The sequence below is a fragment of the Mesorhizobium sp. XAP4 genome (assembly GCF_029269325.1).
Classification (GTDB): Bacteria; Pseudomonadota; Alphaproteobacteria; order Rhizobiales; family Rhizobiaceae; genus Mesorhizobium; species Mesorhizobium ciceri.
In genome coordinates, this window is sequence record NZ_JARIXW010000013.1 from 28,426 (window position 1) to 50,705 (window position 22,280).

Here is a 22,280-nt window from a genome sequence, read left to right on the forward strand (position 1 = left end):
GGACCAACCCCTTCGGGCCGCTCCTCGGTTCTGCAAGTTCATGACGCTGGCGCGCCGGATCACCTCGGATAGGCTTCTAGCTTCTGGCTTCCAGTGGCCGCCGTCCCGACTGGCGTCTTGTGACCCTCCGAACGAGGTCGAGAGCTGGCCTTTCCACAAATACGTGTGTCAGCACACCAACAATAAGGCATAAGAATATAATTACAGGAGCGAAGACAGCTTGTGACATTCCTCCCACAAATGTCGACTTAATTACCCAGCCATATGCCATCATGGCGAAGACGTGCGTTAAGTAGAGGGCATAAGATGCATCGCCGAGCAGGACAGTTGCGCGGCCGGCTATTGATTGCGGTCGCTTAACCTCGAGAAATGCAGCCACTATCAAAGTTGCTGGAAGGCCCCATACGATGACCCGCGAACCGGGCAAAGCAGCGGGATGGGGTAGGAAAATCGGGGACACGATTATTATAAGAAACCCGAGCGCGCCGAGAGCCAACGGGGCTTTCCATTTCTTGCCAGCGGAAAAAAACAGTGCCAAAGCGATGCCGAAACAAAACTCCAGAACGAGGGGGCTAGAGAAGAAATCAGAGTATGTCGAATTCTGAATTTCTCTTCCTAACACAATTCCACCGATCATCAGCAATATCACAGAGATCGATGTCGAAAACATTTTTCCAACATTAAGACATATCGAAAAAATTATATAAAAATATAGTTCATAAGAAAGTGTCCATGCGACATAAACTAATTTATCTCCAGGGAGTATCAGGGCGGAGTTCAATATGGTATATAAATCTATATTTTTGTTCTTTAAGAAACCTATCGCAGAGATTGCAACAATGGCTGCACTGCAAATCCAGTACAATGGGAATATGCGCGTTGCCCGCTTGATAATGAAACGCTTCGGCGTGTCCGCGGCCTGACCGGGCGGAAAACTCACGTACACCATAATAAACCCGCTAATTACAAAGAACAGATCTACTCCTGCGGCGCCAGATGCTGTTATCCAGTCGGGACTGAACCGCCCAGCTTCCGATCCATTCGACATCTCGAGGGTATGGCGAACTATGACGCCAAAGGCGGCGATAGCGCGAAGTATTTGAAGCCCACTTAGATCGCGATTTTGCCGGTTCATCCCATTCCACCATATGAGAAGAGGGGTGCCCACCCTAAGTGCCCCCTGCGGTAATACAATTCATCCCTCCGGTGGATGGGGTTGGTGCTTTTTGCGTCCTATCTTATCCAGTCCGATCAATCCTGAACTGGCCAGGAAGTGGTCCGATCACGCGGGTAGTCGCCTCCCTGCTACCGCTTTAGTCGGTGGTCATTCCCTAGCCTATTGGACGTCCTGACCTTCAACCCGGTTTGTCGGACTATCCGTCGGCACGCAGGCGGCCGGGCCACCTGGAAAGGACACTCATGCTTTCGGTAAAACGCGCACTCTTGATGAGCGTGGGTGAACGCTACGTCCTGCTCGTGACGAATTTTGCCACTGCGGCCTTGGTCTCCCGTATATTGACACCCCAGGAGATCGGGGTGTCAGTGATCGGCATGGCTATCATGGCGACTGCCCTGTCTCTAAGGGAGTTCTCCAGTTCGAGCTTCCTCATCCAGCGCGAGGAACTCAGTCGCGAGGATATACGCAGTGCCTTTACGGTGATGTTCATCCTCACCGGGGTCATCGCCGCCACTCTCGTCGTCGCTTCCCCTTTGCTGGCTTCGTTCTACAGCGAGCCGAACCTCGTTCCCTACTTCAGGGTCATCTCGGTGTGTCTCTTCCTTGACACCTCTTTCACCTTGATAAACGCTCTCCTGCGGAGGGAGATGTCCTTCGGCAAGATCGCGGCCATCGACATAACGGGAGCTGTGGCGAACTCTGCAGCAACAATTGCGCTGGCATTGGCGGGCTTCAGCTATATGAGCTTCGCCTGGGGCTGGTTGATCGGCAGTGGTCTTGCCGCGGGCCTCGCCCTCGCCCTATGCCCCCATTTCTGGATGTTCAGGCCGTCCCTGGCCAATTGGCGCGGAATGATCTCATTCGGTGGATACAACGGCGTTATCACCATGCTTTTCCGCATCTTTGACGCCCTGCCCCTACTCCTGTTGGGCCGTGTCGTGTCGCCGAATGCGGCAGCCTTGTTCAGCAGGACGCTCTGGATCGGCCAGATACCCGACAAACTGGTCATCGGAGGTGCCGTGGCGGTCGTGCTGCCCGCCTTTTCAGCCGAGGTCAGGCAAGGCAGGGATTTGAAGCGTCCCTATCTAGCCGCCCTTTCCCTCATAACCGCGCTCCACTGGCCCGCGCTCCTCGTGCTGTCGGTTCTGGCGTACCCGATCGTGGACATCGTGCTCGGTCACCAGTGGACCGAAGCCGCACCCCTGGTGCAGGTCGTCGCAATCGCGCTGCTCTTTTCGTTCAGCTTCGAACTGAATTACCCCGTGATGGTTGCACTTGGAGCGATCCGCGACTTGTTCATCCGAGCACTGATCGTCTTCCCGTTTTCCGGTATTCTGCTCTCCGTAGCCGTCGTCTTCGGCGGCTTGCAGGCAGCCGCCTGGTGCATGCTGGTGACCGTTCCCTTCCAGGCATGTATTGCCCTGAGCTTCGTCCGGCGCAGGCTGGGACTGAAACGCAGGGACATCGCCGCAGCGCTATGGAAAAGTGCTGTCGTCGCCTTCGCGAGCGCGGCTCCTCCCCTCGCAGCCATCGGGATCTCCAGTTCCGGCTTCGGCCTCTCCAACATGGAAGCCGCTGCAGCGGCATTGTCGGCGTTCGGGGGGTGGTCCGCCGGATTGATCATCACCCGGCATCCCCTGCTTGATGAGATCATCAAGATTTTCCCGGCACTCCGGCGGGCACGGGTTTCGGTAGGTTGATATCGAAACTTGTCCGAGATCCCGCACCACCAACTCGCGGCAAATCAACGGGAGGACATGCTCAGACGGAGGACCTCAAACCGCAAGAAAGCCGTCCAATAGTCTCGAAATTTTGGTCCGATCCGCTCTCCTGCGCAATCTGTTGACCCTGTAGGGCAACCCCAGATACGCAGGAGGAATATTCAGACCGAGCTCTCCGCAGTTGCACGATATGCGGCCGAGTACAGACCGTTCCTTGCTGTCGATGCGATGTGCCACCGCCGGCAGGAACTTCTCCGGCCCCGTATAGTGGCGGATCAATGCCCGATCCCAATAGGCTGTCTGGAATGCGGACTTCTGCACGTTGAATTCCAAAGGAAGCGTCTCCCATGCCCCATTGGCGGCGATGTTGAAGGCGCATTGGTCGATATGGATGCATGACCCGTCCCAATAGGGACAAAAGTCCGCATGTTCCTTGACGGCGAAATCGTACCGTTCGGGAATTCCCGACCCAATCCATCGAGACACATTGATGGCCATAAAGCCGGAATTGAAGTAGCGCCGTTCGAGGCCGTGTCTGTCGCAGTTTTCGAAGAATGCGGGATTGTCGAAACCTGTGGATATGGAGAGGTCGGGCACGGCGGCGAGAGGTTGTGTCTTCGGGGCAGCAAGCGCCAGATCAAGAGGCGACATGGCAAGCGTATCATTGTCGAGGTAACAGACGACATCGTGTTCGCCCGAAACCGTGGCGATCGCCTCGGCTTTTTCATATGCCGTCGAGGTTATATGGCCGTGCCCGGATAGGCCCCGGTCGACCGTCGACAGGGTGTGGGTCGCCAGCCGATGGCCCTTTGCCTGGATGACCCTGAGCACCGCCGGCGGGGGCGCCGAGCGGAATCCGGATTGAACGATATGGATGTCTATTTCCCGCGAATGGCTCAATCCCAACGCCACGGCGCTAGCATAAGTCAGGTCATCGCGCCTGCCGTCAGTCAGATAAACGACACCGATGCGCCTTTCGGTCATGGGCTATCCTTTGCGCGGATGAAAGACGGCATCCGATCCGAGACAACGGATCCACATCGGCGGCCACATGCCAGACGTCGTTGTCAATGCTGGCCCCAGGCCTCCGCCAGGCGTGAGCGGATGTGGCTTAGCGGGTTGGGAACATGGGCCAGGTAGTCAATCGGCGGAATGTAGGCCAGGCTGGGCGAGAGTTCAGCCGCAAACCTGAGGAGATCAAAGCCGGCGGCCCGCTGGCCGCGGGCGATGTGTGACAGGCCGGACCAGTACGCACGCTTTCCAAGGTTTCGATACACATTCCGCCGCAGTTGTTCCACCCCGGGTACGCCTGCTGCATCGTTCGAAAAGAAACTGTCGAAGGCGATCTTCTTTTCGACCATGTCGCGCTTGGGATCTTGCCAGAATACCGCAGATATATTCGCGCCGTGTTCCCGCCTTATTCCATGGATCGCGTTCGTCACCGCCACTCTGCGATGCAGCGAGAGCCGCAAAAACATTTCCACGTCTTCGTTGTAGGATATCTCCGACCGGAAATGGCCGACCCGTTTGAGGTCGGAGGTTCTGATCAGCGACGCGCCGAACCCAAAAATAACCCTACTCGGGAGCGACCGCGCCAAAGCGTACGATTCCATTGACAGAAATCGCCAATCCCCTACGTCCGAATTTTCCACTATTGGAAAGGGCCGGTCCTCATGCCATGCCAGTTCGGCTCCGCATGCGAAAGAAACATCGGGTACCCGTTCAAGAACCGACAGGGCGCGGTGAAAACAGCCATCGACGAGCAAATCGTCGGCGCAAAGAATCACAACGTACTTGGAACTGGCCCAGTCTAGACCCTCATTCCACGAAGCGTGCAGCCCGAGATTTTTTTCACGCGCCACAAGCGTTATGCGCTTGTCCTGCCTTGCCAGTTTTTTTGCAACATCGACGCTATCGTCTGTTGAAGCATTATCTATGATCAAAATCCTGATATCTTCTACCTGCTGCCGAACGATGCTTTCGACGGCCTGAGGCAAGTAACGCCCGTAGCAGTAGTTTGGAATCAGAATGTCGACCATCGGCATTTATCAGCCCTCCAAATTTGTTGAGAGTGGAAGAATTTCTGTTTGTCTGTCAATCCTAACTTCGGGTGTTGCCTTCACGGATCTTTTCGTCGTCCATGTCAGCCTCCCCAGATTTCGCTTTAACGAGAGCGGCCAAGACACCGCACGTCGAAAACTTGCGTTCGGAAGAGATCTTCTTGGTTCATAAGTTGTCGCCTGTACTGCAGAACGCTTTCGCGAACTTGCTGCGCTCGCGCTTCCCGCTCTGCAAGGAGCGAGTCGAGCCGCGACTCAAGCCATTCGACGCTGAACGTTTCGACGTTGGCGCAAAAGGCCGATAGGCCCATGTCTGCGGCAAGCACGTCATGCTTTTCGAGGTATCCAAGAGATATGACAGGCAGACCCACCCGCAGGGCGCAAACAACATTGTGAAATCGGGTCGCGATGACGACGTCAGTGGTCTGCATTTGGGCCATGACGTCGTGGAGCGATGCAGACCGACTATAGATGACCCGGGCCAAGTCAGCCTCAGAAACCATGCCGCGGAGCCGCTCGATGATATCGACGACCGCGGCCTCGTCATTGTCCTGGCCCAGGATCAGTCGAACGGCGAAGCCTCGCATCACAATGCGTGCGACAAACTCCGCGAGCTTGGAAATGTACGCGTTATAAATTGCTTCACTTCCACCCGTGCGGCCACGGTAGTTCATGACGCCCACGCCAACGACGGTGGCCTCCGAAATCTCACGCTCGACTGTTGGAATTGGAAGACCAAAAGCAAGGTCGGGGAAAATCCGGTCGCTGGCAACATTGACTCCGAGGGATCGGATGAAATCGCGCGAAATTCCGTCACGATACGAACGGTATGAGGCGCAACGGGCTGCCCAGGCGAAGAACAGACGAGAGAGGGGGTGGTAAGCAGGCCCAGCCCCGACGCTCGCAAATGCGACGACGCAGCCGCGCAACCTCGCCATCGCCAACCATTTGAGAAAGCCGTAAGGCATTCCCAATGGTGTGTCGCTGAAATCATCGAACGCGCCGGTTCCGGGCACTACGACAGCATGAAAACCACGAAGTTTGAGGAAGGCCCGAATTAGTCCCCATATCCTGTATGGGACACGACCGAGCATGCGGTTCGCCCGGTCAAGCCAATGCGACTGGATGCCCGGCCGCGTCAATTTGATGGTCTTCAAGCCGAAGACCCTCTCGACGGTCTCGGGTCGTGTGCAAATCACGGCAAGCTCGGCCTCTGGGCAGATGCGCCTCAGAGTGTCGATCATTGCCTCAAGCGAACCGTCATTGCCGAAGTTACCGACGCCGAACTGCCCTATCAGGCCAATCCGAAGTCGCCTTGTGCTCCGCGCCACACGCGCAAGGTCGGAGCCCTTGGTCCGTCGTTGCTCTTGGACATGACGTCCAAGCAAGGTTTCAACTTGCGCATTTTGGGATTGCATAGCGAACCGTTCGCTCTCGATTTCAGTGAACAGAAATCCACACCCATTCTCGGATGAGGTGCCAACACACCCGTCATTGAATGAATGCTAATGACCCCTAGTATAGAACCCAGTACTCGTTTCCTCGCTTCACCTTATGGGCAGGACAACACACCTTTTTGGCTGAGGCAGCGCTTTGGGAGGCCTCCCTAAGTCAGGTTTGTCGAAGCTTCCAGCGACGGCTTCGAAGAGCAAGGTCGGTCCCTTCATAGGGTTCCTGCCGCAGACCGGTTGCCGCTCAACTGTCGAACTCCCCGAAATCGGCGTCGACCTGAATCATGAGTTCGAGGTATTTCCACGCTATCCACCGCCAGGAATAGCTGCTCGCCCTCGCGTGCCCCTTAGTAACCAACCGCTGCCGCAAGTCTGGGGCGAGCATCAGCAGGCGGACGGCTTCAGCCCACGACTGGACGTCGTCGGGATCGGCATAGAGAGCCGAATCCTCGCAGATTTCGGGAAGACATGGCGAGGTCGAGGCCACGACCGGGCAGCCCGAAGCCATCGCCTCGACCGCCGGCAGCCCGAAGCCCTCGATCCGTGACGGGAACAGGAAGCACAGGGCGCCTTCGAGCGCCTTCTTGAAGTCGTCGTCCCCTATGCGGCCAGGAAGGACGATGTTTCCGGGCATTTGCGGGATGTACCTCAGGAGCGTGGCCTCGTCGACATCGCCTGGCATCCACAGGTCAAGACCCATCGCGTCGAGGTGTGGGGCCAGCCTGGCGAGAAGCCCCATGTTCTTATATTCCTGGTCCCGCCTCCCCAAGCAGAGGACATACGGCCTGCTCCGGTCGACGGCCAGAGTTGATCTCGCCGCATCCCACCGGTTCGCATGGTCGCTGCCGTTGTAGGTGACGACGATGTTTTCTTCTGGCGCGATTCCGAACTTGATCAGATGGCTGCGTGAGAGTTGCGAGACGGTCGTGATGCGGGCGGCCTGCCTGCCAAGTGCCGGCAGGATCAAGCGGTGCGCCCAGCGGAATCCTCGCGCGTAGCTCGACGGCATGAGCCTTGTGTGCATGTCATGGATACACGCGATCTGGCGCCTCAGTGCGACGGGAGCGAGATTGCAGAAGCTCAGCAATCCTCCAGGCACATGCCAGGGCAACTGCGCCTGCACCCAAAATTGCGGCAGTCGCGGCCTGCTGAATTCAGGAACGACCCGGACGGGGATGGCATCGAGGCGCAAAGGTTCCGAAAGCGGACGCGGCACCACGAGATCAATCTCCAGGTCGCGACCGAGCGGATGCCCTTCTGAAATGAGGGCGTCGAGAGCCAAGGTGACCTCGCGGGCGTAACGGGCCACACCGGTTGGCCGAAGCGTCGTGAAGTCTCCATTTATCGTCCAGCGCCGTCTCGGCGCTTCCCGGTCCGCGCACACCGCAGCGGGATGGCCGATCAGGAAGTCGGCGCCGGCGACAGCGGATCTGGCCAAGGGCGTGTCGGCACGGTGTCTGTTCGCCGGCCAGGCCGATCTTGGTTGCGGCGACTCCCTCGTATCGAACCCGAGCTTGGCCATGTCCAGCTTCCCCGACCTTCCGGCACCCTAGGCAGACTAGCATTCCCAGGAACACCAAGGCCCTTAACCGTTCGAGGTAGGTACGCTGTCCGACGTCGCCAATCCGGATGATTGCCACTTAGCCGAATGACCCGATGGCCATGGTGACCTGGCGTCTTGACGGTTCCACACTGAAAGTTCCAAGGGGGGACGACATGGCGCGACGTTGGACGATCAATGGGCGGTTTCTTTCGCAGCCGACAACAGGCGTTCAGCGTTACGCGCGCGAGGTCGTGCGCGCTCTCGACACCTTGTTGGCCGAGCAGAACCCGCTGACCCGCGGCCTCGAGCTTGCACTGCTCCACCCTCCAGGGTCCGGAGACTTCCCCCTGGCTTGCATCGAGCGTCGGGAGATCGGCGGCATGAACGGGCATGCCTGGGAACAGGTGCAGCTCCCCTCATCCCTGGATGGCAGCGGACTGCTCAGCCTCTGCAACACAGGGCCGCTGCTTTCCCGCAAGCATATCGTCTGCGTCCATGATGCAAACGTCTGGAATGCCCCGCAGAGCTATTCATTTGCCTTTAGACTTCTTTACAGGAATCTGTTGCCCGCCCTCGGCAAGACGGCGTGCGGTATTTCGACCGTTTCCAACTACTCCTTGGATGAACTGGTTCGCCGCGACGTCATCCCGGCAGAGCGGGCTTTCGTGGCGCCGAACGGCCATGAGCATGCCTTGCGGTGGGAGCCTGAACACTCAGCACAGACGCGGCTGGCGGCCTCGCGGGAAACCGTTGTCCTGATCGGCAGTGCCGCACCTCACAAGAATCTGGATCTCCTCCTGAACATGGCTGATCGTCTTGGCGAAGCCGGACTCAGAATCGCGATTGTCGGCATGTCGGATTCGCGCGTCTTTAGGTCAGGATCCGCCAGGACCGAAGCGCGAAACATCCACTGGCTCGGCCGCATTTCGGATGGCGAGTTGGCGGCCCTCCTCGGGGACTCGCTATGCCTGGCTTTCCCCTCGCTCACGGAGGGCTTCGGTCTCCCAGCCCTCGAGGCGATGGCCGTCGGCTGTCCTGTCGTGGTTTCAGACCGCGCCAGCCTGCCTGAAGTCTGCGGCAATGCAGCGCTGTTTGCATCCCCAGACGACCAGGACGCATGGTTCGACAGTTTCGTGCAGCTTCGCACTTCTCAGGCCCTGCGCGCTCAGATGATGGGCAAGGGAAAGGCGAGAGCCGCGGAATACAGCTGGAGGGCGACGGGCCTGCGTTATCTCCAGGCGATGGCGGCCGCAGACGGCGTCGATACGGAAACGAAGATCGTCAGGGCTCCCGAATTCACATGATCTCGTGAAGTGCCTGGACGGCGTCCAGCGATTCCAGGATCGCGCGGTCGAAGTTCTCTTCTGAAAAACGTCCTGCATTTCTGGCGCAAGCGCGCGGCGCAATGGCATGGCTATTCTCTTCGAACCGTTCCACTGCCTGCTTGAGGTGATCGACCGTTTGAGCCTTGAACAGCACTCCTGTCGGCTCGGAGGATGATCCTAGCCGCTGTACGATGTCGACGGCGCCGCCGCGACCGAACGCGACCAGCGGCGTCCCGCAGGCCTGTGCCTCGGCCAGCGCTATGCCGAAATCCTCGCAGCCCGCAAACACCATCGCCTTCGCCCGCGCCAGCGTGTCCACATAGTCTTTCCGGGGCAGGTAGCCCGAGAAGGTGACGTTGGGACCGGCAAGCGCCCGCAAGCAGGCTGATTGCTGCCCTTCGCCAACGATGACCAGTCGCCGCGACGGCATTTCGTTGAAGGCCCGGATGACAAGGTCGGTGCGCTTGTAGGGGGCGAGGAAGGACGCTGAAACGTAGTAATCGTCCTTATCCTCCACACAAGGCAATTCGCCCAGTGTGACCGGGGGGAAAACGACGCGCGCCTGTCGCCCGTAAATGTGCTGGATACGGGAGCGGACATAATTCGAGTTCGCCAGCATCAGGTCCGGACCGTGCGCGGTTCTCGTATCCCATGTCCTCAGGCGATGGAGCATGTAGCGATAGAGCATTCCCTTGGGGCCGAAACCAAGCCGTCCCTGCTGAAGATAGGAAAATTGTTCATCCCAGGCGTAGCGGACGGGACTGTGCACATAACACAGATGCGGCTGGTCCGGCCTGGTGATGACGCCGCGCGAGAAGGCGGCCGACGACGAGATCACCGCGTCGTAGCCCGTCACGTCGAATTGCTCGATCAGAAAGGGACAGAAAAAGAAGAGGGATCGATAGAATTTATGGACCATCGGTATCCGGTTGGCCGCAGACGTATGGAATTCCACGTCGTGGAAATATTGCTCCTTCACCTCTTGTGGCAGGAAATCGAAAAGCGTGAAGACCTCGGCGTTGGGGAACTGCTTGCAGATTTGCGCAAGAACCCTTTCCCCTCCCCGGAAATTCGGGCACCAGTCATGAACGATCGCTATCCTGGCATTGCTGTCGAAGCCGGGCCCCGGCGCGGCCGGCAATTCTTCGATGGATACATCGATCTTGGCAGCGACGGCCAAATCGGAAGAGCGTTCGTGGAGCATGGTTCCCCCTAGCCTCATAAGGCTGGCAGTCTCCATTCCATGTCGTTGCTCCGGCAAGCTGTCCGATCGGCTACACACCGCTACGGGCGCATGGCCATCTAATACTTGCGGATGTGGTCCGTCACCGGGATACTCCGAAAGCCTGTGTCCGGCGGTAGGCCAGGCTCCTCCCGTCTCCTTTTATGCAGGCTGTGTCGGTCCACTCGTCGGTCTAGGTTTCGGCGGAACCGAAGCTGGATCGAGCATGAGACTCATAGTGATCATCCCGACGCTTGGCCGCAGCGGACAGGTCGGGCGTTTGCTTGGATATTTGGGCGGCCAGACGAGGCTTCCTGATGAGGTCATAGTGTCGGCGCCCGACGCCTCGCATGTCGACCTGCCGGAAAGCTGTCCTTTCCAGGTGTCACTCGTTTTCGGACCGAAAGGACTGGCTGCCCAGCGGAACAGGGCTCTCGTACCTTCCCTGGGGCGCTTCGACATCATCACATTCTTCGACGATGATTTCGTTCCGTCCGCCGAATATCTGCAGCAGGTCGAGAAAGCTTTCGTGGAAAATGACGGATGGGCGGTGGTGATGGGCACGGTCGTCAGGGACGGTGCCACGAATGCTGGCCTCACCTGGGAAAATGCCGAAGCCGCCTTGCGGGAAAACGAGGGCAAAAAACATGATGGACCGCCGGTGGTCGACCATGTCGGAGCATACGGATGCAACATGTCCTTGCGTTCCTCGCTTGTGGGCGATTTGCGCTTCGACGAGCGCCTCGTCTTGTACGGCTGGCAGGAAGACATCGACTTCACCAGCCAAATGAGATCCAAAGGCCGCGTGGTCTGCGTGACCGCGATCACGGGCGTCCATCTCGGTATCAAGACAGGGCGGGTCAGCGGCGAGCGGTTCGGCTACTCCCAGGTTGCGAATGCGATCTATCTGATCAGGAAGGGCTCCGTTCCGGCCTCTTTCGCTCTTCCGCTGATGTTCAGGAATATCGCCGCGAATCTCGCAAAGAGCCTGCGGCCTGAGCCGTATATCGATCGCAGGGGCAGGCTCAGGGGTAACATGCTGGCGATCCGGCACATCGCCATGGGACGAATCGAACCCGAATACATCCTGAAAATCTGAAGGTGGGAAGACAATGCGGAAATGGCTTGTGACAGTGGCGGCGGCTTCATTGGCGGCGGCTGCCTGCCCCTTGCCGACGGTGGCTGCCGAGTACCTCTTCGGACCTCAGGACAAGGTCAGGCTCAAGGTCTACGAATGGCGCGCATCACGCGACGTGATCTTCGAATGGACGGCTCTCAACGACAGTTTCGTCGTCGGTGCCGACGGCACGCTCTTCCTTCCATTTGTCGGCCAGATACGCGCGCAGGGCACCGCCCCCGGCGACCTCGCCCGCGCGATCGGCGACCGCCTGATGCAGCACATGGGCCTCGGCCGCCAGCCGGATGTCGCTGTCGAGATTGTCCAGTACAGGCCGTTCTACATTGTCGGCTACGTCACGCAGCCAGGCGAGTTCCCCTACAGGCCCGGGCTGACGGTGCTGCAGGCGCTGGGAATCGCCGGCGGCCTGCGAACACGCGAGGAAGACATGTCGAGGCTCGAGCGTGAAGTCATCGTGGGTCAGGGCGATGTGGGTTTGTTGGCGCTGAGCAACGTCAGTCTGCTCGCCCGCAAAGCACGGCTGGAATCAGAACTAGCTGGCAGCGACGACATCGCCTTCCCTGCGCAACTGAAGGACAGAGCTTCGAACGAGACGGTCGCGGTGGCGATGGAGCAGGAGCGCAAGATCTTCGCCGTCCGCAAGGACGCCATGGCGACGCAACTCCGTGCCTTGCGCGAACTCAAGGATTTCCTCGAAAAGGAACTGACCTCGCTCGGCCAGCAGATGGCCTTCCACGACCAACAGATCGAACTTATCCAGAAGGAACTCGCGGGTGTTTCGGCCCTTGTCCAGAAGGGGCTGGCGGTTGCACCGCGGGAACTCTCTCTACAGGGAACGGTCGCACAGATGCAGAGCGACAGGTTGGTTGCCGAGACCTCGCTCTTGCGAGTCAGGCAGGAGATAAGCAAGACCGACATCGAGATCCTCAACCTCGGCAATAGCCAAGCCAGCGAAGTCGCTGCTGCCTTGCGCGAGACGCAACTGCAGCTCAATGAAGTGACCAGCAAGGCCAACACCGCGGTGCAGTTGTTGCACGATACCGAGGTCACGGCCCCTGCTCTGCTCGCCCTTAGAGAGCGCGCCGAAAGGGCCAAGCCGATCTTCAAGATCGTGAGGACGACGGACAGCGGCTCGCAAGAACTCACGGCTGAGGAAACGACGCCGATCGAGCCAGGCGATACCGTGAAGATCGATATCCCCCCCCCGCCGTCCGGCTTGGCTGCCCTACCTACAGGCGGCAGCGTGCAGACAGAGACGCTCCCGATTCAGCGCACCAATTGATCAAGCTTGGATGATTCAGTGAGGTCCGCAACTCGCCGCACCCATTGGCGTGGGCTTTGGAAGCTGAATTGCGGCCGGAAGTCGCCTGGAAGCACGAAGAACACAAGGGCGCAAGAAAACTGGGGGCGATGCTTAACCGCATCATCTGCGCAATACCCTGGCACTTGCCATGCACTTTGAGGCCGCATATCAGTGAGCACACGCTGACGAAACCTTCCCTGCCGCAGTGAGGCAATCAGTCCTGCGGGTATCACTGGAGATTTCGGTGCTCATGAGTGTAGTGGCTGTGTCGGCGGCGGGCGTTCTGATGGGACTGCGGTTCAAGGCTCCCGCCCTGATCGCGGCGACTGCGCTGCTTGCGATCGGAAGCTTTGCCTGGAATGGCCTTGAGATGCCCGGCCATGTGACCGTCACCAAATTCCTGATCCTCGCATTCGTAATGGCTTGCGCCTACATCATCGGCCTGTCCCTGTCCATTCACTGGAAGCGGACGGCAGGGTGACCGGTCGGGACTTCAGGAAGCCCTGTCGAAGCGCATCACTGCGAAAACGGTCCTGAACAAGATCACGATGTCGAGCCAGACCGACCAGTTCCGCACATACTGGCTGTCCAATGCCACGCGGTTGGCGTAGTCCATGCTGCTTCTTCCGCTCACCTGCCACAGACCGGTGAGTCCCGGCCTTGTCCGAAGGTATTCCCCCAAGTGGTCGCCGTAACGTTTGAGTTCGTCCTTTACGATGGGCCTCGGGCCCACGCAGCTCATGTCGCCGCGGATGATGTTGAAGAGCTGGGGGAGTTCGTCGAGGCTAGACTTACGAAGCATCCCTCCCAGGAGCGTGACGCGGGGGTCGTTCCTGATCTTGTGGGTTTCCTCCCACTCCTTGCAGACATGAGGGTTGGCATCGAGATATGCTTTCAGAACTTCTTCTGAATTGGCAACCATCGAGCGGAACTTGTAGCAATCGAACGGCTTTCCACCGAACCCGATACGGCTGTGCGAGAACACTGCCGGGCCTCCTGCCGTCATCCTGATCAGCAGGGCAACGACGATCATCACTGGCGCAGCCATGATAAGCGCCGTGCCCGCTATGGCAAGATCCATGATCCGCTTCAGGAGACCTCCGATAGGAGGGATCGTCATTCCCGCCCTGATGGCGGGCGACAGGTCTGTCAACACCGCCCCGGCACTATTATGGTCGGGCGCGGAAACAACGTGCAGGACTGCCGTCCGGCTGTCAGCCGCCACGGGTAGAGATGGCTGAACCCAGATCGGCGTTCCCTGATGCGACTCGAAGGCGTTTGTTGTCATGGGACGATTGCTGTTCGAATTGTTCTCGACACTCTTCCAAGGTCGGGGCTTGTCGGCAAGAAAGGCAAAGGAGGTAGCGTGACGCTCCGGGGCTATTCCCCTAATCCCAAGGAATGATCCCCTACACGCTTTTGCGACTTCCGAAGGAGGAATATCTCGCCACCAGTTTCATGCTCTGCGGTGCTTGGACTTCATCGCGCGGGCCTTCGTCAGCAGCACGCCAAGGATGGGCGTTCTGCCGGCCTGCAACGTCCTGACAAGTTCCCGCAGCGTTTCGACATGTGTCTTGCCCCACTCGGCAACGACTACGACGCCGTCCAGGACGGATCCGACAATCAGTTCGTCAGCTCCCGAGGCAAGCGTCGGCAGGTCCAGGATGACGATGTCGTAGGCGGCAAGTTCGGAAGCGGCAAGGTCGCGAGTGGTCAGCTCCAAGAGGAACGCCTCCATATTGCTTGGTGACAGCAGGCGCCTGGCGTCCACGACCGAACTTGGAAGCACGTCGAACGGCCGCCCAGGAGCGCGGACGATGTTGAGCCGGACAGGGTCCTGGCACGGTTTGTCGAGGGCGCCCGATGGGCCGAGCAGCCGCGTGGTCATGGTCGGTCGCCGGACGTCGGCGTCAATCACCAACGTCTTCAGGCCGGACCTCGCGTAAAGCGTGGCAAGATTGCTGGCGACCGAACTCTTCGAACTGTCGTTGGATACAGCGGTCAACCCAAGTAACTTGATGGGGCGGCTGGTTTCCGCAAGGCTGATTTCGGTTCGCGCTTTCCTGAGGCTGTCGCTGTATCGGGAGTGCGGATATTTTGCCACTTCGTCGACGCGGCCGGATTCCCTTCTCCTGCTGGTGTGCGGCAGTTCTCCGACGCATTCGACACCCAGGTTGTCCCGGATGTGTCTTGGCGACCTTATGGTCCAGTCGAACGTATGCCTCGCAAACGAAAGTCCAATGCCGAGAATGAGCCCGGCAACCGCCCCGAAGGCCAGCATCAACTTCGGCTTTGGAGCGCTCGGATAGAGCGGTGCCGTCGCAACCGTGATCACTCTTGCGTCGGCGACCGGGTACGACTGCTGGCTTACCGAGTTGGTGTATGCCTGCAGGAAGCTCTCGTACATCTTCTGGTAGGTTTCGGCAGTCACCTCAAGCTCTTCGAGCGTTGGCACAGCGCCCGCCCCATCTTCCCCTTTGGCTTCATCCCCGACACTGTAGTCGTGCCGTGAACGGAATTCCTGCGCTTTCGCCATGGCTTCGTTCATCTGGGTGCGCAGTTGCTGAAGGCGCATCTCGAGCCACGCGCCGCCTTCCTTTGCCGCTTCGGCCTTGGTTTCGATCTGCTCACGCACGAAGGCATCGGCCGTGGCGTTCGCGATCCTGGCTGCACCCTCGGGATCGAGAGAGGTGAAGGATATGTCTATCGCGTAGGAAACGCCGACTCTGCGGATGTCGAGGCCGTTGCTGAAGATCAATATGGTGCGCCGGGCCTTTTGGTAATCGGTCAGCGTCGCAGGCGTTTCAGGCACGCCTATGCCGAAATACTCCCAAAGCGAGGTGAACCGGGCGCTTTTGCGGAGCCCGGAAGCGTCAAGCAGGACTGCTCCTATCCTCCTGAATCGCTCGGCCAAAATCGGAGCCTGCGAACGGTTGAACTTGGGGTCGTCGGCAAGTTTCAACTGGTCGAGGACCATCGCAGCGATCTTTTCCGACTGCATCACTGCGATCTGGCTTTCCACCTGGGCGGTGTCCAACGACAGATTTACTTCGCCGCCCTCCTGCAGGTGTTGCGGCAATTTGGGCTCGATCAGGATCCGCGCGCTGGCGGTGAAAGTTGGGTCGGTGGTCAAAATGTAGAACCCGACCACCAAGAGAGCCGCGGCAAGGCAGGCGATGACGGTTCCAATATAGTGCCGCAGAAATGCAGTTATGTCAGAGAGGCCAATGAACTCCTGGCCGGCGGACGCCTGCTGGTCCGTTGCCGAAGGCCATTGATTGGGGAACATACGGTTCATTCAGCTTCTCCTGCAGGCGTGCGGGAAAATCCTGCGCGCACGCCGTCCCCATGCAGGCGGTCGATGACATTCGGCCGATGTTTTCATTGAAAGCCGCGGCCCCGCGATCTCAGACTGCCGCGAAAGGTTACGCCTGCGCCCCGGAAGGTAAACGCCGCCAATTGGCGTACGAGCCCTACGCCCTATGGGAAGGGAGAATGCGCGGCAGCCCTGCTCTCGTCCTGTCGACAAAAGACATCTGCTGTTCCAGCAAGACCTGCCGTCCGCGGTTGAGTGCCAGGTTCCGCGCAAGGGTATCGATCCGCGCCGACACGCGTTCGGGGCTCTCGCCATTTTCCATCGCCTCCATAGCGAACGCGGCGCAGTCCGTCACCCTTTCCACGGACGGACGGAGTGCCGCAGATTCCCTCTCGATATCCACTTGAATGACCTTGAGAAGGCGAGCCAGGCGACGGAACCGCCTTTCGTCGACATCCTCGCGGAACGGGAACCTGAATGCGGTCAGCGGCATGTTGCAGCCCACCTTTCTCGTCAACGCCCGAGCAGGACGCACATTCCAGAATACAAGACCCCCATGCCAGGACGAGACATCCTTTCGGCCGTCGGCGGGCATGCTCCTATTGGATGAGGGGGTGCGAACCAGGGCGTTAGGGCTACTCGAATTCATGAAGGCGGCCGCCTGCGGCGCGTGTTACGACTGTTGGCGCTAACTGCGGAGCGGAAATCGTGACCGTGAACATAGTCGGACAAGCCAGTCCAAACACATTCGCCTTCGAAACAAGTGCCCTGATCAAGCCACAGGCTTTCGAGAATATGACGCGCGCTGGTGGTTCGGGCAGCCAGACTCGGAGAAAGAACCAGAACTCAATCTGATGGGCGTTCAGGCGATCGGTATGGGGCTCGGCACCTTGATCCGACGAATGGGTGTAGGCCCCGACATCGTCACAGGCCATGATTTCCGCAGAGAGGAATTGGACCATGTCTGACCGGATCGTAAGTTTTGTCATGAGCGGGGGCGTCGGCTCGCGGCTGTGGCCGCTCTCGCGCGAAGACAACCCCAAGCAATTCCACGATCTTTCGGGTGATGGTTCTATGCTTGCCAACACTGTTCGTCGCCTCAAGGCGCGGCCGGACGGAGAGACGCCGATCTACCTGATAGCCTCCGAACGGCATGCCGAGCGCGTTATCTCGGACATAGTACCGCTCGGCCTGAACGGCGGCAGACCGATCTTCGAGCCGGTCGGCCGCAATACCGCGGCCGCCGTTGCCCTAGCCACCCTGCAGACGATCTCCGAATATGGGGCCGACGCGCTTGTGCTCGTGGTCCCCTCCGATCATCAGATATCGACGACAACGCAATTCTGGGAAACCGTCAAGGCCGGCGTGCCTGCCGCCGATTCAGGAAAGATCATCGTGTTCGGCATCAAGCCGACGCATCCCGAAACCGGATACGGCTACATCGAGGCCACGGCAAATGCTGACGGAGTAGCCTCGGTTTCGCGCTTTGTCGAAAAGCCAAACGCCAAGACAGCGCGCAAATACATGTCTTCGGGACAATTCTACTGGAACGCCGGCATCTTCCTCTTTCGTGCCGACACCATGCGGGAGGCTTTTCTCGATTTCCAGCCCGACATCTGGGACACCGCGGAACGGGCCTACAAGGGCGCGCGGACCGACGTCTCGGGCCTATACCTGACACAAGGCTTCTACCTGGCTGTCCCCTCGACCTCGATCGACTACGCGGTCATGGAGCATGCGCGCGACATCGCAATGGTTACGGCCTCGTTCCGCTGGACCGACCTTGGCTCATGGCAATCCCTAATGGAGGCCAGCCCCACGGACAGCAACGGCAATGTCACAATGGGCGATATCGTCGCCATCGATTGCCAGGGCTCTTACTTCAGAAGCCAGGGCAGACTGCTGACCGTCGTCGGGATAAAGGATGTTGCGATCGTGGCGACGCCAGATGCGGTATTCGTCGCACCCGTCAGCCACAGCCAGAACGTGAAAAAAATCGTCGAACAGCTGGAGAAGAGCGGACGCCTCGAAACGAAATTTACTGCCTCCGAAGACCGGATCATCATCAGTGGCTCATGGCGCAAGCGCGTGGAGCACTGGCTCTTCGAAGAAACCCTGCCGCTGTGGTCCACCGCTGGCGTCGACGATGTTTACGGCGGCTTCCATGAGGCCCTGGGCTTCGATGCGAGGCCATTGGGCAAACCCAAGCGCATGCGCACTGCGGCTCGCCAGATTTACGCTTTCGCAGTCGCCAAGGAACGTGGCTGGACTGGTCCGGCGGACAAACTCATCAAACACGGTATCGACTTCATCGCAAGATTCGGCCGCACGAACCGCGGCGGGTGGGTGCGAACTCTCAATGCCAACGGCAGCGTGGCCGACCCGACCGAGGACGCCTACGACCATGCCTGCGTGCTCCTGGCGCTGGCTCAAGCTCACCGATGCGGACACCACGATGCCCTGGAACTGGCACAACAGACGTTTCGTTTCATCGACGCCCACCTCGAGCACGACAGTCTGACCGGGTTCCTCGAGAGCCCCGGCTGGAACGGTGCGCGGTCTTCGAACCCACACATGCACATGCTGGAATCATTTCTTGCCTGGTATGGCGCCACGGGCGACCGTGAATATCTGCGTCGGGCAGCACGCATCATCGATCTCTTCAGGAGCCATTTCTTCGACCAGGAAAGCTGGACGGTTGGGGAACATTTCGACGCCGATTGGTTGCCGTTGCAGGGAGATGAAGGACAGTGGACCGAACCGGGGCATCACTTCGAATGGGCTTCGCTCCTTGTCGATTTCGCACGAGCGAGCGGCCAGAAAGACTTGGTCGCCTACGCAAGGAAGCTCTATTCATCGGCAGTCGCCAGTGGATTGAACCGGGCAACAGGTCTGGCTTTTGCTGCCGTATCGCGGCAGGGAATCCCTCTCGACCGGCTCTCCCGCAGCTGGCCGCAATGCGAAGCCGTCAAGGCAGCCGTAGCCTTGGATGGCATTGGCGGGCCTGACCTGAAAGCTGAGATCGAAGCCCGTGTCGCGCGCCTGTTCAGATGGCACATCGATCCCGCGCCGCTTGGCTTGTGGATCGACAGGATTGACGAACGCGGAAGGTCACTGGCAACGGAGGTGCCGGCGAGCATCTTCTACCATCTGGTGACGGCCTTGATGCAGTATCTGGACAAGACCGCAGGCCAAGTCGAACCTTTCCCGCTTCCTGCTTCGGACGTGAGCAAGACGGGTTTGAGGCAGGTACTGGGTCGCTCCTGACGCGACGATCCTGAGATACGGTGTTCGTGCCGAACCGTGGTTGGCGAAGGTCGTCTGCACCGAACCTTGACGACCGCAGATATCGGCTCGTGGCGTGGCCGCTAAGGCACAGCCTTGGCCGCGCGCACCGGCAACGCTCGCTTTCCCTCGGTCGTTGGCCGCCGTGAGGCTGCCGGTGCTGCCAGGAGTTCCGAGGCAATGAATATCAGGTTCTCGCCGTTGACGAGGCTGTCGATCTTCCTTCCGCTCAAAAGCGAGTAGACGAAAGTGAGGCAGCCTCGGCCGGGAAACATAAAGTCGTGTGGTTCCACGATGATGCACGGCACATCCTTGAGGACCTTGCCGCAGTCTCGCGTTGCCTCCAGCTCCGCGCCTTCAATGTCCATCTTAAGCATCAGCAATTTCGCCTTGGGCAGTCTGGCAAGAAGGCCCCGTAAGGTGACCGACGGCACGCCTTCTCCGTCTGACACGCCCCGTGCCCACGATGGGCGCTCGCTGTTGACGAGTGCAACTTCGCCCTCGTGGCACCAGAGTGCGCCGTAAACAGACATGATCCGCTCTAGACCGGCGCAGTTCGAGAGTAAGACTTCATGCGTTTGGCGATCCGGTTCGATGGCCATCACCACAGCATCAGGATACTGGTCTCTGAGGAAAATAGACGAGTAGCCAACGTTAGCGCCGGCATCCACGATAACGGGTATGATCCCGCTCCGTCTCCATCCTGCCGCGAGCCGGTTGAGCGCGCTCTGCCCACCCTTTCCAATTTCATATTCGCCGTGCCCAAAAATTTGTGACATGACAAACAAGTCGCTGTCGGTAGGCCTGATCAGCAATTCATGATCGCCACAGCGAACTTTCATCGCCGAGCCGATCCCGAGTGCGCGGCGAAGCAATACTGAGACCAGTTTCCTCCAGCCGATAGCGCGCGCGAGGCCGTCAATGTGATAGAGCTTGGCGTAGAACGTCCGGTTCATCGTCGCAGTATCACCTGAGGGTGCACCAATCTCCATACAGCCTTAGGGAGTAGCCAGGCCGGCTTACCACCGAAGCAAATTGCCCGCACACAACCCCCGCATGCGCATTCCTGCCATCATGCCCCCCACGGTTCGGTCATAGACATGCTTCTTCCTGCGCCGCTTATCAGCAAGGTACCCAAGGTGATAGGGACGTGGTAGCTACGGCAAATTCGGTAGCCCTTGCCTCTGTGTCGCTGCCGCAAAGCGGGATAGTATGCTTTGGGAAGATGCCTGTCGCGACATTGAACGACCTCTCCCGATCATGGAAATGCGGTTAATTCGTCAAGGCATGTAACTTGAGACATGAACCATCTTGTCCGAACGGTTGAGACCAGCGATGGGCAAAAAAAAAGTCCGTGCCAGACCCAGCAGTGACCTTCTGAAGCTGCTTGCCACAAGGCCAAGAGCGGTGGCGCTTGCCGCGCTGCACGTGAGTGAATCCATGCTGCTGGAACTCGAAGCATCCGAGCTGTTGTCAGCAGCAGAGATTAGAGGGCTACTTAAGGACGCGTCGATGACGTTACGAAATGCCGCCGAGCAAGTGGACAATCGTAGCTGCCTCATCGCCAGCGAAATAGTTGATTCCATGCGGGAAAATTTCAAGAGAAATAAGACTTAAACCGGTCGCCCATCGGCCGACCGGGAAACCTGTTATCTTCAACCGAAATTGCCACGTCATCGATAGTGCATTGGAGGATACTCTTCACATCAATTTTAATGTACGGTGTATGGGAGGGAGGTAGTTCGGGCAGTAGTTGGGCGGGGTTGCTTCTGAATGATGCCACATCCATTTTTGCGCGTGAATGAAAAAAGCCTGTCGTATGAGGACGATACGGCGCTAATAAAAAGGCTGGGATTCACGCCGAAGCGCTATCTGGCGGAGACGGTCATCGTCAATCAGGGCGAGGATTGCGATCGCATGTTCATTGTCGAGTCGGGCTGGGGGTGCCTTTCTCATGAACTTGCCGGCGGGCAGCGACAGATCCTAGATTTTGCACTGAAAGGCGACATCGTCCTACCTCAGTCCTACTCGGGCAGGGCTCTTGAAACGTTTGTGGCTCAAACCGAAATTTCAGTTCTGGTGGCTTCGACCAAGACATTTACCGCTGCGGCCATGCAGTCGCCCCATCTGTTCTCCCTTGTTCTCGAAACCCTCGTGCACAATGCAGCGGTTGTCGCTCAACATCTCACCAATGTGGGACGACGCAGCGCCTTGGCGCGGACGGCGCATCTCTTCCTCGAACTGATGACGCGTCTGGAACGAATCGGCTCTGTCACGCGCAACAGCTATGAATGCCCTCTCACCCAGTACGATCTGGCGGACGCACTGGGACTCACTCCCATTCATGTCAATCGGATGCTGCGGGAACTGCGCGAGCGCAAGTTTCTCGAATTTCGGCAGGGCCACGTTCGTGTGCTCGATCAGCAGGGCCTGACTAAGTTTGCTGGATTCGAGCAGGAATATGTCGACGGTTGAGACGTCCCGGCATGCGATGGCAAGCAATCTTGCTCCCCGGTAGCGGCCATCGGGCAAGATCGAGGACGGGCTTTCCCGGGCAAGCATCCACTTTCCGGCGGCGGATCTGTTCCGTCTGGCCCGCTCCCTATCCCGACTGGCGTCCGCCGGCCAGGCGCCGGCCAATTCAATCTCGGTTTCTTGGCGCGATCTCTTCGCGGTTGCCTAAGCGACACCGTCCTTGGCGTTCCGCTGCAGCGGCGAGTCCGCTCGGCCCAATTTGAG

The 22,280-nt window shown here is 58.8% G+C and carries 18 protein-coding genes and 1 pseudogene; 9 read left to right on the forward strand and 10 right to left on the reverse strand.

All coding sequences use genetic code 11. The features are described 5' to 3' along the window. Positions 1-76: 76 nt before the first annotated feature. Positions 77-1,135, reverse strand: a complete 1,059-nt coding sequence (locus tag P3C39_RS31720; RefSeq protein WP_275954969.1) for an acyltransferase — start codon at positions 1,133-1,135, stop codon at positions 77-79. A 284-nt stretch (positions 1,136-1,419) separates the two neighbouring features. On the opposite strand from P3C39_RS31720, the gene P3C39_RS31725 reads away from it, so the two are divergent. Further along, on the forward strand, positions 1,420-2,877 hold the full coding sequence (locus P3C39_RS31725) for an oligosaccharide flippase family protein (RefSeq protein WP_275954968.1): 1,458 nt from the start codon (positions 1,420-1,422) through the stop codon (positions 2,875-2,877). Between the two features lie 75 nt (positions 2,878-2,952). Here the strand turns inward: P3C39_RS31725 and P3C39_RS31730 are convergent, their stop codons facing one another. The 4 genes from P3C39_RS31730 to P3C39_RS31745 form a co-directional block, all read right to left on the reverse strand. After that, positions 2,953-3,882, reverse strand: coding sequence for a glycosyltransferase (locus P3C39_RS31730; protein WP_275954967.1), 930 nt, complete (start codon positions 3,880-3,882; stop codon positions 2,953-2,955). A gap of 83 nt (positions 3,883-3,965) precedes the next feature. After that, positions 3,966-4,943 (reverse strand): glycosyltransferase family 2 protein, encoded by a 978-nt coding sequence (locus P3C39_RS31735; RefSeq protein WP_111542419.1) that lies wholly within the window; start codon positions 4,941-4,943, stop codon positions 3,966-3,968. 119 nt (positions 4,944-5,062) lie between these two features. Then, on the reverse strand, positions 5,063-6,376 hold the full coding sequence (locus P3C39_RS31740; protein WP_275954966.1) for a polysaccharide pyruvyl transferase family protein: 1,314 nt from the start codon (positions 6,374-6,376) through the stop codon (positions 5,063-5,065). Between the two features lie 277 nt (positions 6,377-6,653). Then, a complete protein-coding gene (locus tag P3C39_RS31745; protein ID WP_275954965.1) occupies positions 6,654-7,931 on the reverse strand; it encodes a glycosyltransferase family 1 protein in 1,278 nt (425 codons plus the stop codon). A 134-nt stretch (positions 7,932-8,065) separates the two neighbouring features. On the opposite strand from P3C39_RS31745, the gene P3C39_RS31750 reads away from it, so the two are divergent. Further along, positions 8,066-9,256, forward strand: coding sequence for a glycosyltransferase family 1 protein (locus tag P3C39_RS31750; protein ID WP_337123980.1), 1,191 nt, complete (start codon positions 8,066-8,068; stop codon positions 9,254-9,256). Here P3C39_RS31750 and P3C39_RS31755 read toward each other — a convergent pair. Continuing rightward, entirely contained in the window at positions 9,249-10,481 is a 1,233-nt protein-coding gene (locus P3C39_RS31755) for a glycosyltransferase (RefSeq protein ID WP_024505416.1), read from the reverse strand. The genes P3C39_RS31750 and P3C39_RS31755 overlap by 8 nt on opposite strands. Before the next feature lie 244 nt (positions 10,482-10,725). Between P3C39_RS31755 and P3C39_RS31760 the strand changes: the two genes are divergently transcribed. The 3 genes from P3C39_RS31760 to P3C39_RS31770 all read left to right on the forward strand — a co-directional run bounded on the left by P3C39_RS31760 (position 10,726) and on the right by P3C39_RS31770 (position 13,421). Beyond that, complete coding sequence (locus P3C39_RS31760; RefSeq protein ID WP_063170851.1) at positions 10,726-11,598, forward strand: glycosyltransferase family A protein; 873 nt, start codon at positions 10,726-10,728, stop codon at positions 11,596-11,598. A 13-nt stretch (positions 11,599-11,611) separates the two neighbouring features. Beyond that, a complete protein-coding gene (locus P3C39_RS31765) occupies positions 11,612-12,919 on the forward strand; it encodes a polysaccharide biosynthesis/export family protein (protein WP_275954964.1) in 1,308 nt (435 codons plus the stop codon). A gap of 271 nt (positions 12,920-13,190) precedes the next feature. Continuing rightward, positions 13,191-13,421: a hypothetical protein gene (locus tag P3C39_RS31770; protein ID WP_275954963.1), complete on the forward strand. Its 231-nt coding sequence runs from the start codon at positions 13,191-13,193 to the stop codon at positions 13,419-13,421. A gap of 12 nt (positions 13,422-13,433) precedes the next feature. On the opposite strand, the gene P3C39_RS31775 is transcribed toward P3C39_RS31770, so the two are convergent. The 3 genes from P3C39_RS31775 to P3C39_RS31785 all read right to left on the reverse strand — a co-directional run bounded on the left by P3C39_RS31775 (position 13,434) and on the right by P3C39_RS31785 (position 16,749). Further along, entirely contained in the window at positions 13,434-14,228 is a 795-nt protein-coding gene (locus P3C39_RS31775; RefSeq protein ID WP_275954962.1) for a sugar transferase, read from the reverse strand. A gap of 168 nt (positions 14,229-14,396) precedes the next feature. After that, positions 14,397-16,238 (reverse strand): polysaccharide biosynthesis tyrosine autokinase, encoded by a 1,842-nt coding sequence (locus tag P3C39_RS31780; RefSeq protein ID WP_275954961.1) that lies wholly within the window; start codon positions 16,236-16,238, stop codon positions 14,397-14,399. A 175-nt stretch (positions 16,239-16,413) separates the two neighbouring features. Beyond that, a complete protein-coding gene (locus tag P3C39_RS31785; RefSeq protein WP_275954960.1) occupies positions 16,414-16,749 on the reverse strand; it encodes a hypothetical protein in 336 nt (111 codons plus the stop codon). Positions 16,750-16,964: 215 nt separating this feature from the next. Here P3C39_RS31785 and P3C39_RS31790 point away from each other — a divergent pair. Both P3C39_RS31790 and P3C39_RS31795 read left to right on the forward strand, forming a co-directional pair. Continuing rightward, positions 16,965-17,200: pseudogene (locus P3C39_RS31790) on the forward strand (phosphomannomutase/phosphoglucomutase); the annotation flags it as partial. 16 nt (positions 17,201-17,216) lie between these two features. Then, on the forward strand, positions 17,217-19,523 hold the full coding sequence (locus P3C39_RS31795) for a mannose-1-phosphate guanylyltransferase/mannose-6-phosphate isomerase (protein ID WP_275954959.1): 2,307 nt from the start codon (positions 17,217-17,219) through the stop codon (positions 19,521-19,523). 101 nt (positions 19,524-19,624) lie between these two features. Here the strand turns inward: P3C39_RS31795 and P3C39_RS31800 are convergent, their stop codons facing one another. Beyond that, positions 19,625-20,497 carry an FkbM family methyltransferase gene (locus P3C39_RS31800; RefSeq protein ID WP_275954958.1) on the reverse strand — a complete coding sequence of 291 codons (873 nt, stop codon included), beginning with the start codon at positions 20,495-20,497 and terminating at the stop codon, positions 19,625-19,627. 379 nt (positions 20,498-20,876) lie between these two features. Between P3C39_RS31800 and P3C39_RS31805 the strand changes: the two genes are divergently transcribed. Further along, positions 20,877-21,158, forward strand: a complete 282-nt coding sequence (locus P3C39_RS31805) for a hypothetical protein (protein WP_275954957.1) — start codon at positions 20,877-20,879, stop codon at positions 21,156-21,158. Positions 21,159-21,314: 156 nt separating this feature from the next. Further along, positions 21,315-22,016 carry a Crp/Fnr family transcriptional regulator gene (locus P3C39_RS31810; protein WP_224675679.1) on the forward strand — a complete coding sequence of 234 codons (702 nt, stop codon included), beginning with the start codon at positions 21,315-21,317 and terminating at the stop codon, positions 22,014-22,016. Positions 22,017-22,280 lie beyond the last annotated feature (264 nt).

Bases quoted from the DNA above. Each gene is read 5' to 3' on its own strand.
- P3C39_RS31755 (WP_024505416.1), bottom strand. From the start codon at position 10,481: ATGCTCCACGAACGCTCTTCCGATTTGGCCGTCGCTGCCAAGATCGAT.
- P3C39_RS31775 (WP_275954962.1), bottom strand. From the start codon at position 14,228: ATGACAACAAACGCCTTCGAGTCGCATCAGGGAACGCCGATCTGGGTT.
- P3C39_RS31735 (WP_111542419.1), bottom strand. From the start codon at position 4,943: ATGCCGATGGTCGACATTCTGATTCCAAACTACTGCTACGGGCGTTAC.
- P3C39_RS31745 (WP_275954965.1), bottom strand. From the start codon at position 7,931: ATGGCCAAGCTCGGGTTCGATACGAGGGAGTCGCCGCAACCAAGATCG.
- P3C39_RS31785 (WP_275954960.1), bottom strand. From the start codon at position 16,749: ATGCCGCTGACCGCATTCAGGTTCCCGTTCCGCGAGGATGTCGACGAA.
- P3C39_RS31725 (WP_275954968.1), top strand. From the start codon at position 1,420: ATGCTTTCGGTAAAACGCGCACTCTTGATGAGCGTGGGTGAACGCTAC.
- P3C39_RS31730 (WP_275954967.1), bottom strand. From the start codon at position 3,882: ATGACCGAAAGGCGCATCGGTGTCGTTTATCTGACTGACGGCAGGCGC.
- P3C39_RS31805 (WP_275954957.1), top strand. From the start codon at position 20,877: ATGGGCAAAAAAAAAGTCCGTGCCAGACCCAGCAGTGACCTTCTGAAG.
- P3C39_RS31740 (WP_275954966.1), bottom strand. From the start codon at position 6,376: ATGCAATCCCAAAATGCGCAAGTTGAAACCTTGCTTGGACGTCATGTC.
- P3C39_RS31765 (WP_275954964.1), top strand. From the start codon at position 11,612: ATGCGGAAATGGCTTGTGACAGTGGCGGCGGCTTCATTGGCGGCGGCT.
- P3C39_RS31810 (WP_224675679.1), top strand. From the start codon at position 21,315: ATGATGCCACATCCATTTTTGCGCGTGAATGAAAAAAGCCTGTCGTAT.
- P3C39_RS31780 (WP_275954961.1), bottom strand. From the start codon at position 16,238: ATGAACCGTATGTTCCCCAATCAATGGCCTTCGGCAACGGACCAGCAG.
- P3C39_RS31770 (WP_275954963.1), top strand. From the start codon at position 13,191: ATGAGTGTAGTGGCTGTGTCGGCGGCGGGCGTTCTGATGGGACTGCGG.
- P3C39_RS31760 (WP_063170851.1), top strand. From the start codon at position 10,726: ATGAGACTCATAGTGATCATCCCGACGCTTGGCCGCAGCGGACAGGTC.
- P3C39_RS31800 (WP_275954958.1), bottom strand. From the start codon at position 20,497: ATGAACCGGACGTTCTACGCCAAGCTCTATCACATTGACGGCCTCGCG.
- P3C39_RS31750 (WP_337123980.1), top strand. From the start codon at position 8,066: ATGGCCATGGTGACCTGGCGTCTTGACGGTTCCACACTGAAAGTTCCA.
- P3C39_RS31795 (WP_275954959.1), top strand. From the start codon at position 17,217: ATGTCTGACCGGATCGTAAGTTTTGTCATGAGCGGGGGCGTCGGCTCG.
- P3C39_RS31720 (WP_275954969.1), bottom strand. From the start codon at position 1,135: ATGAACCGGCAAAATCGCGATCTAAGTGGGCTTCAAATACTTCGCGCT.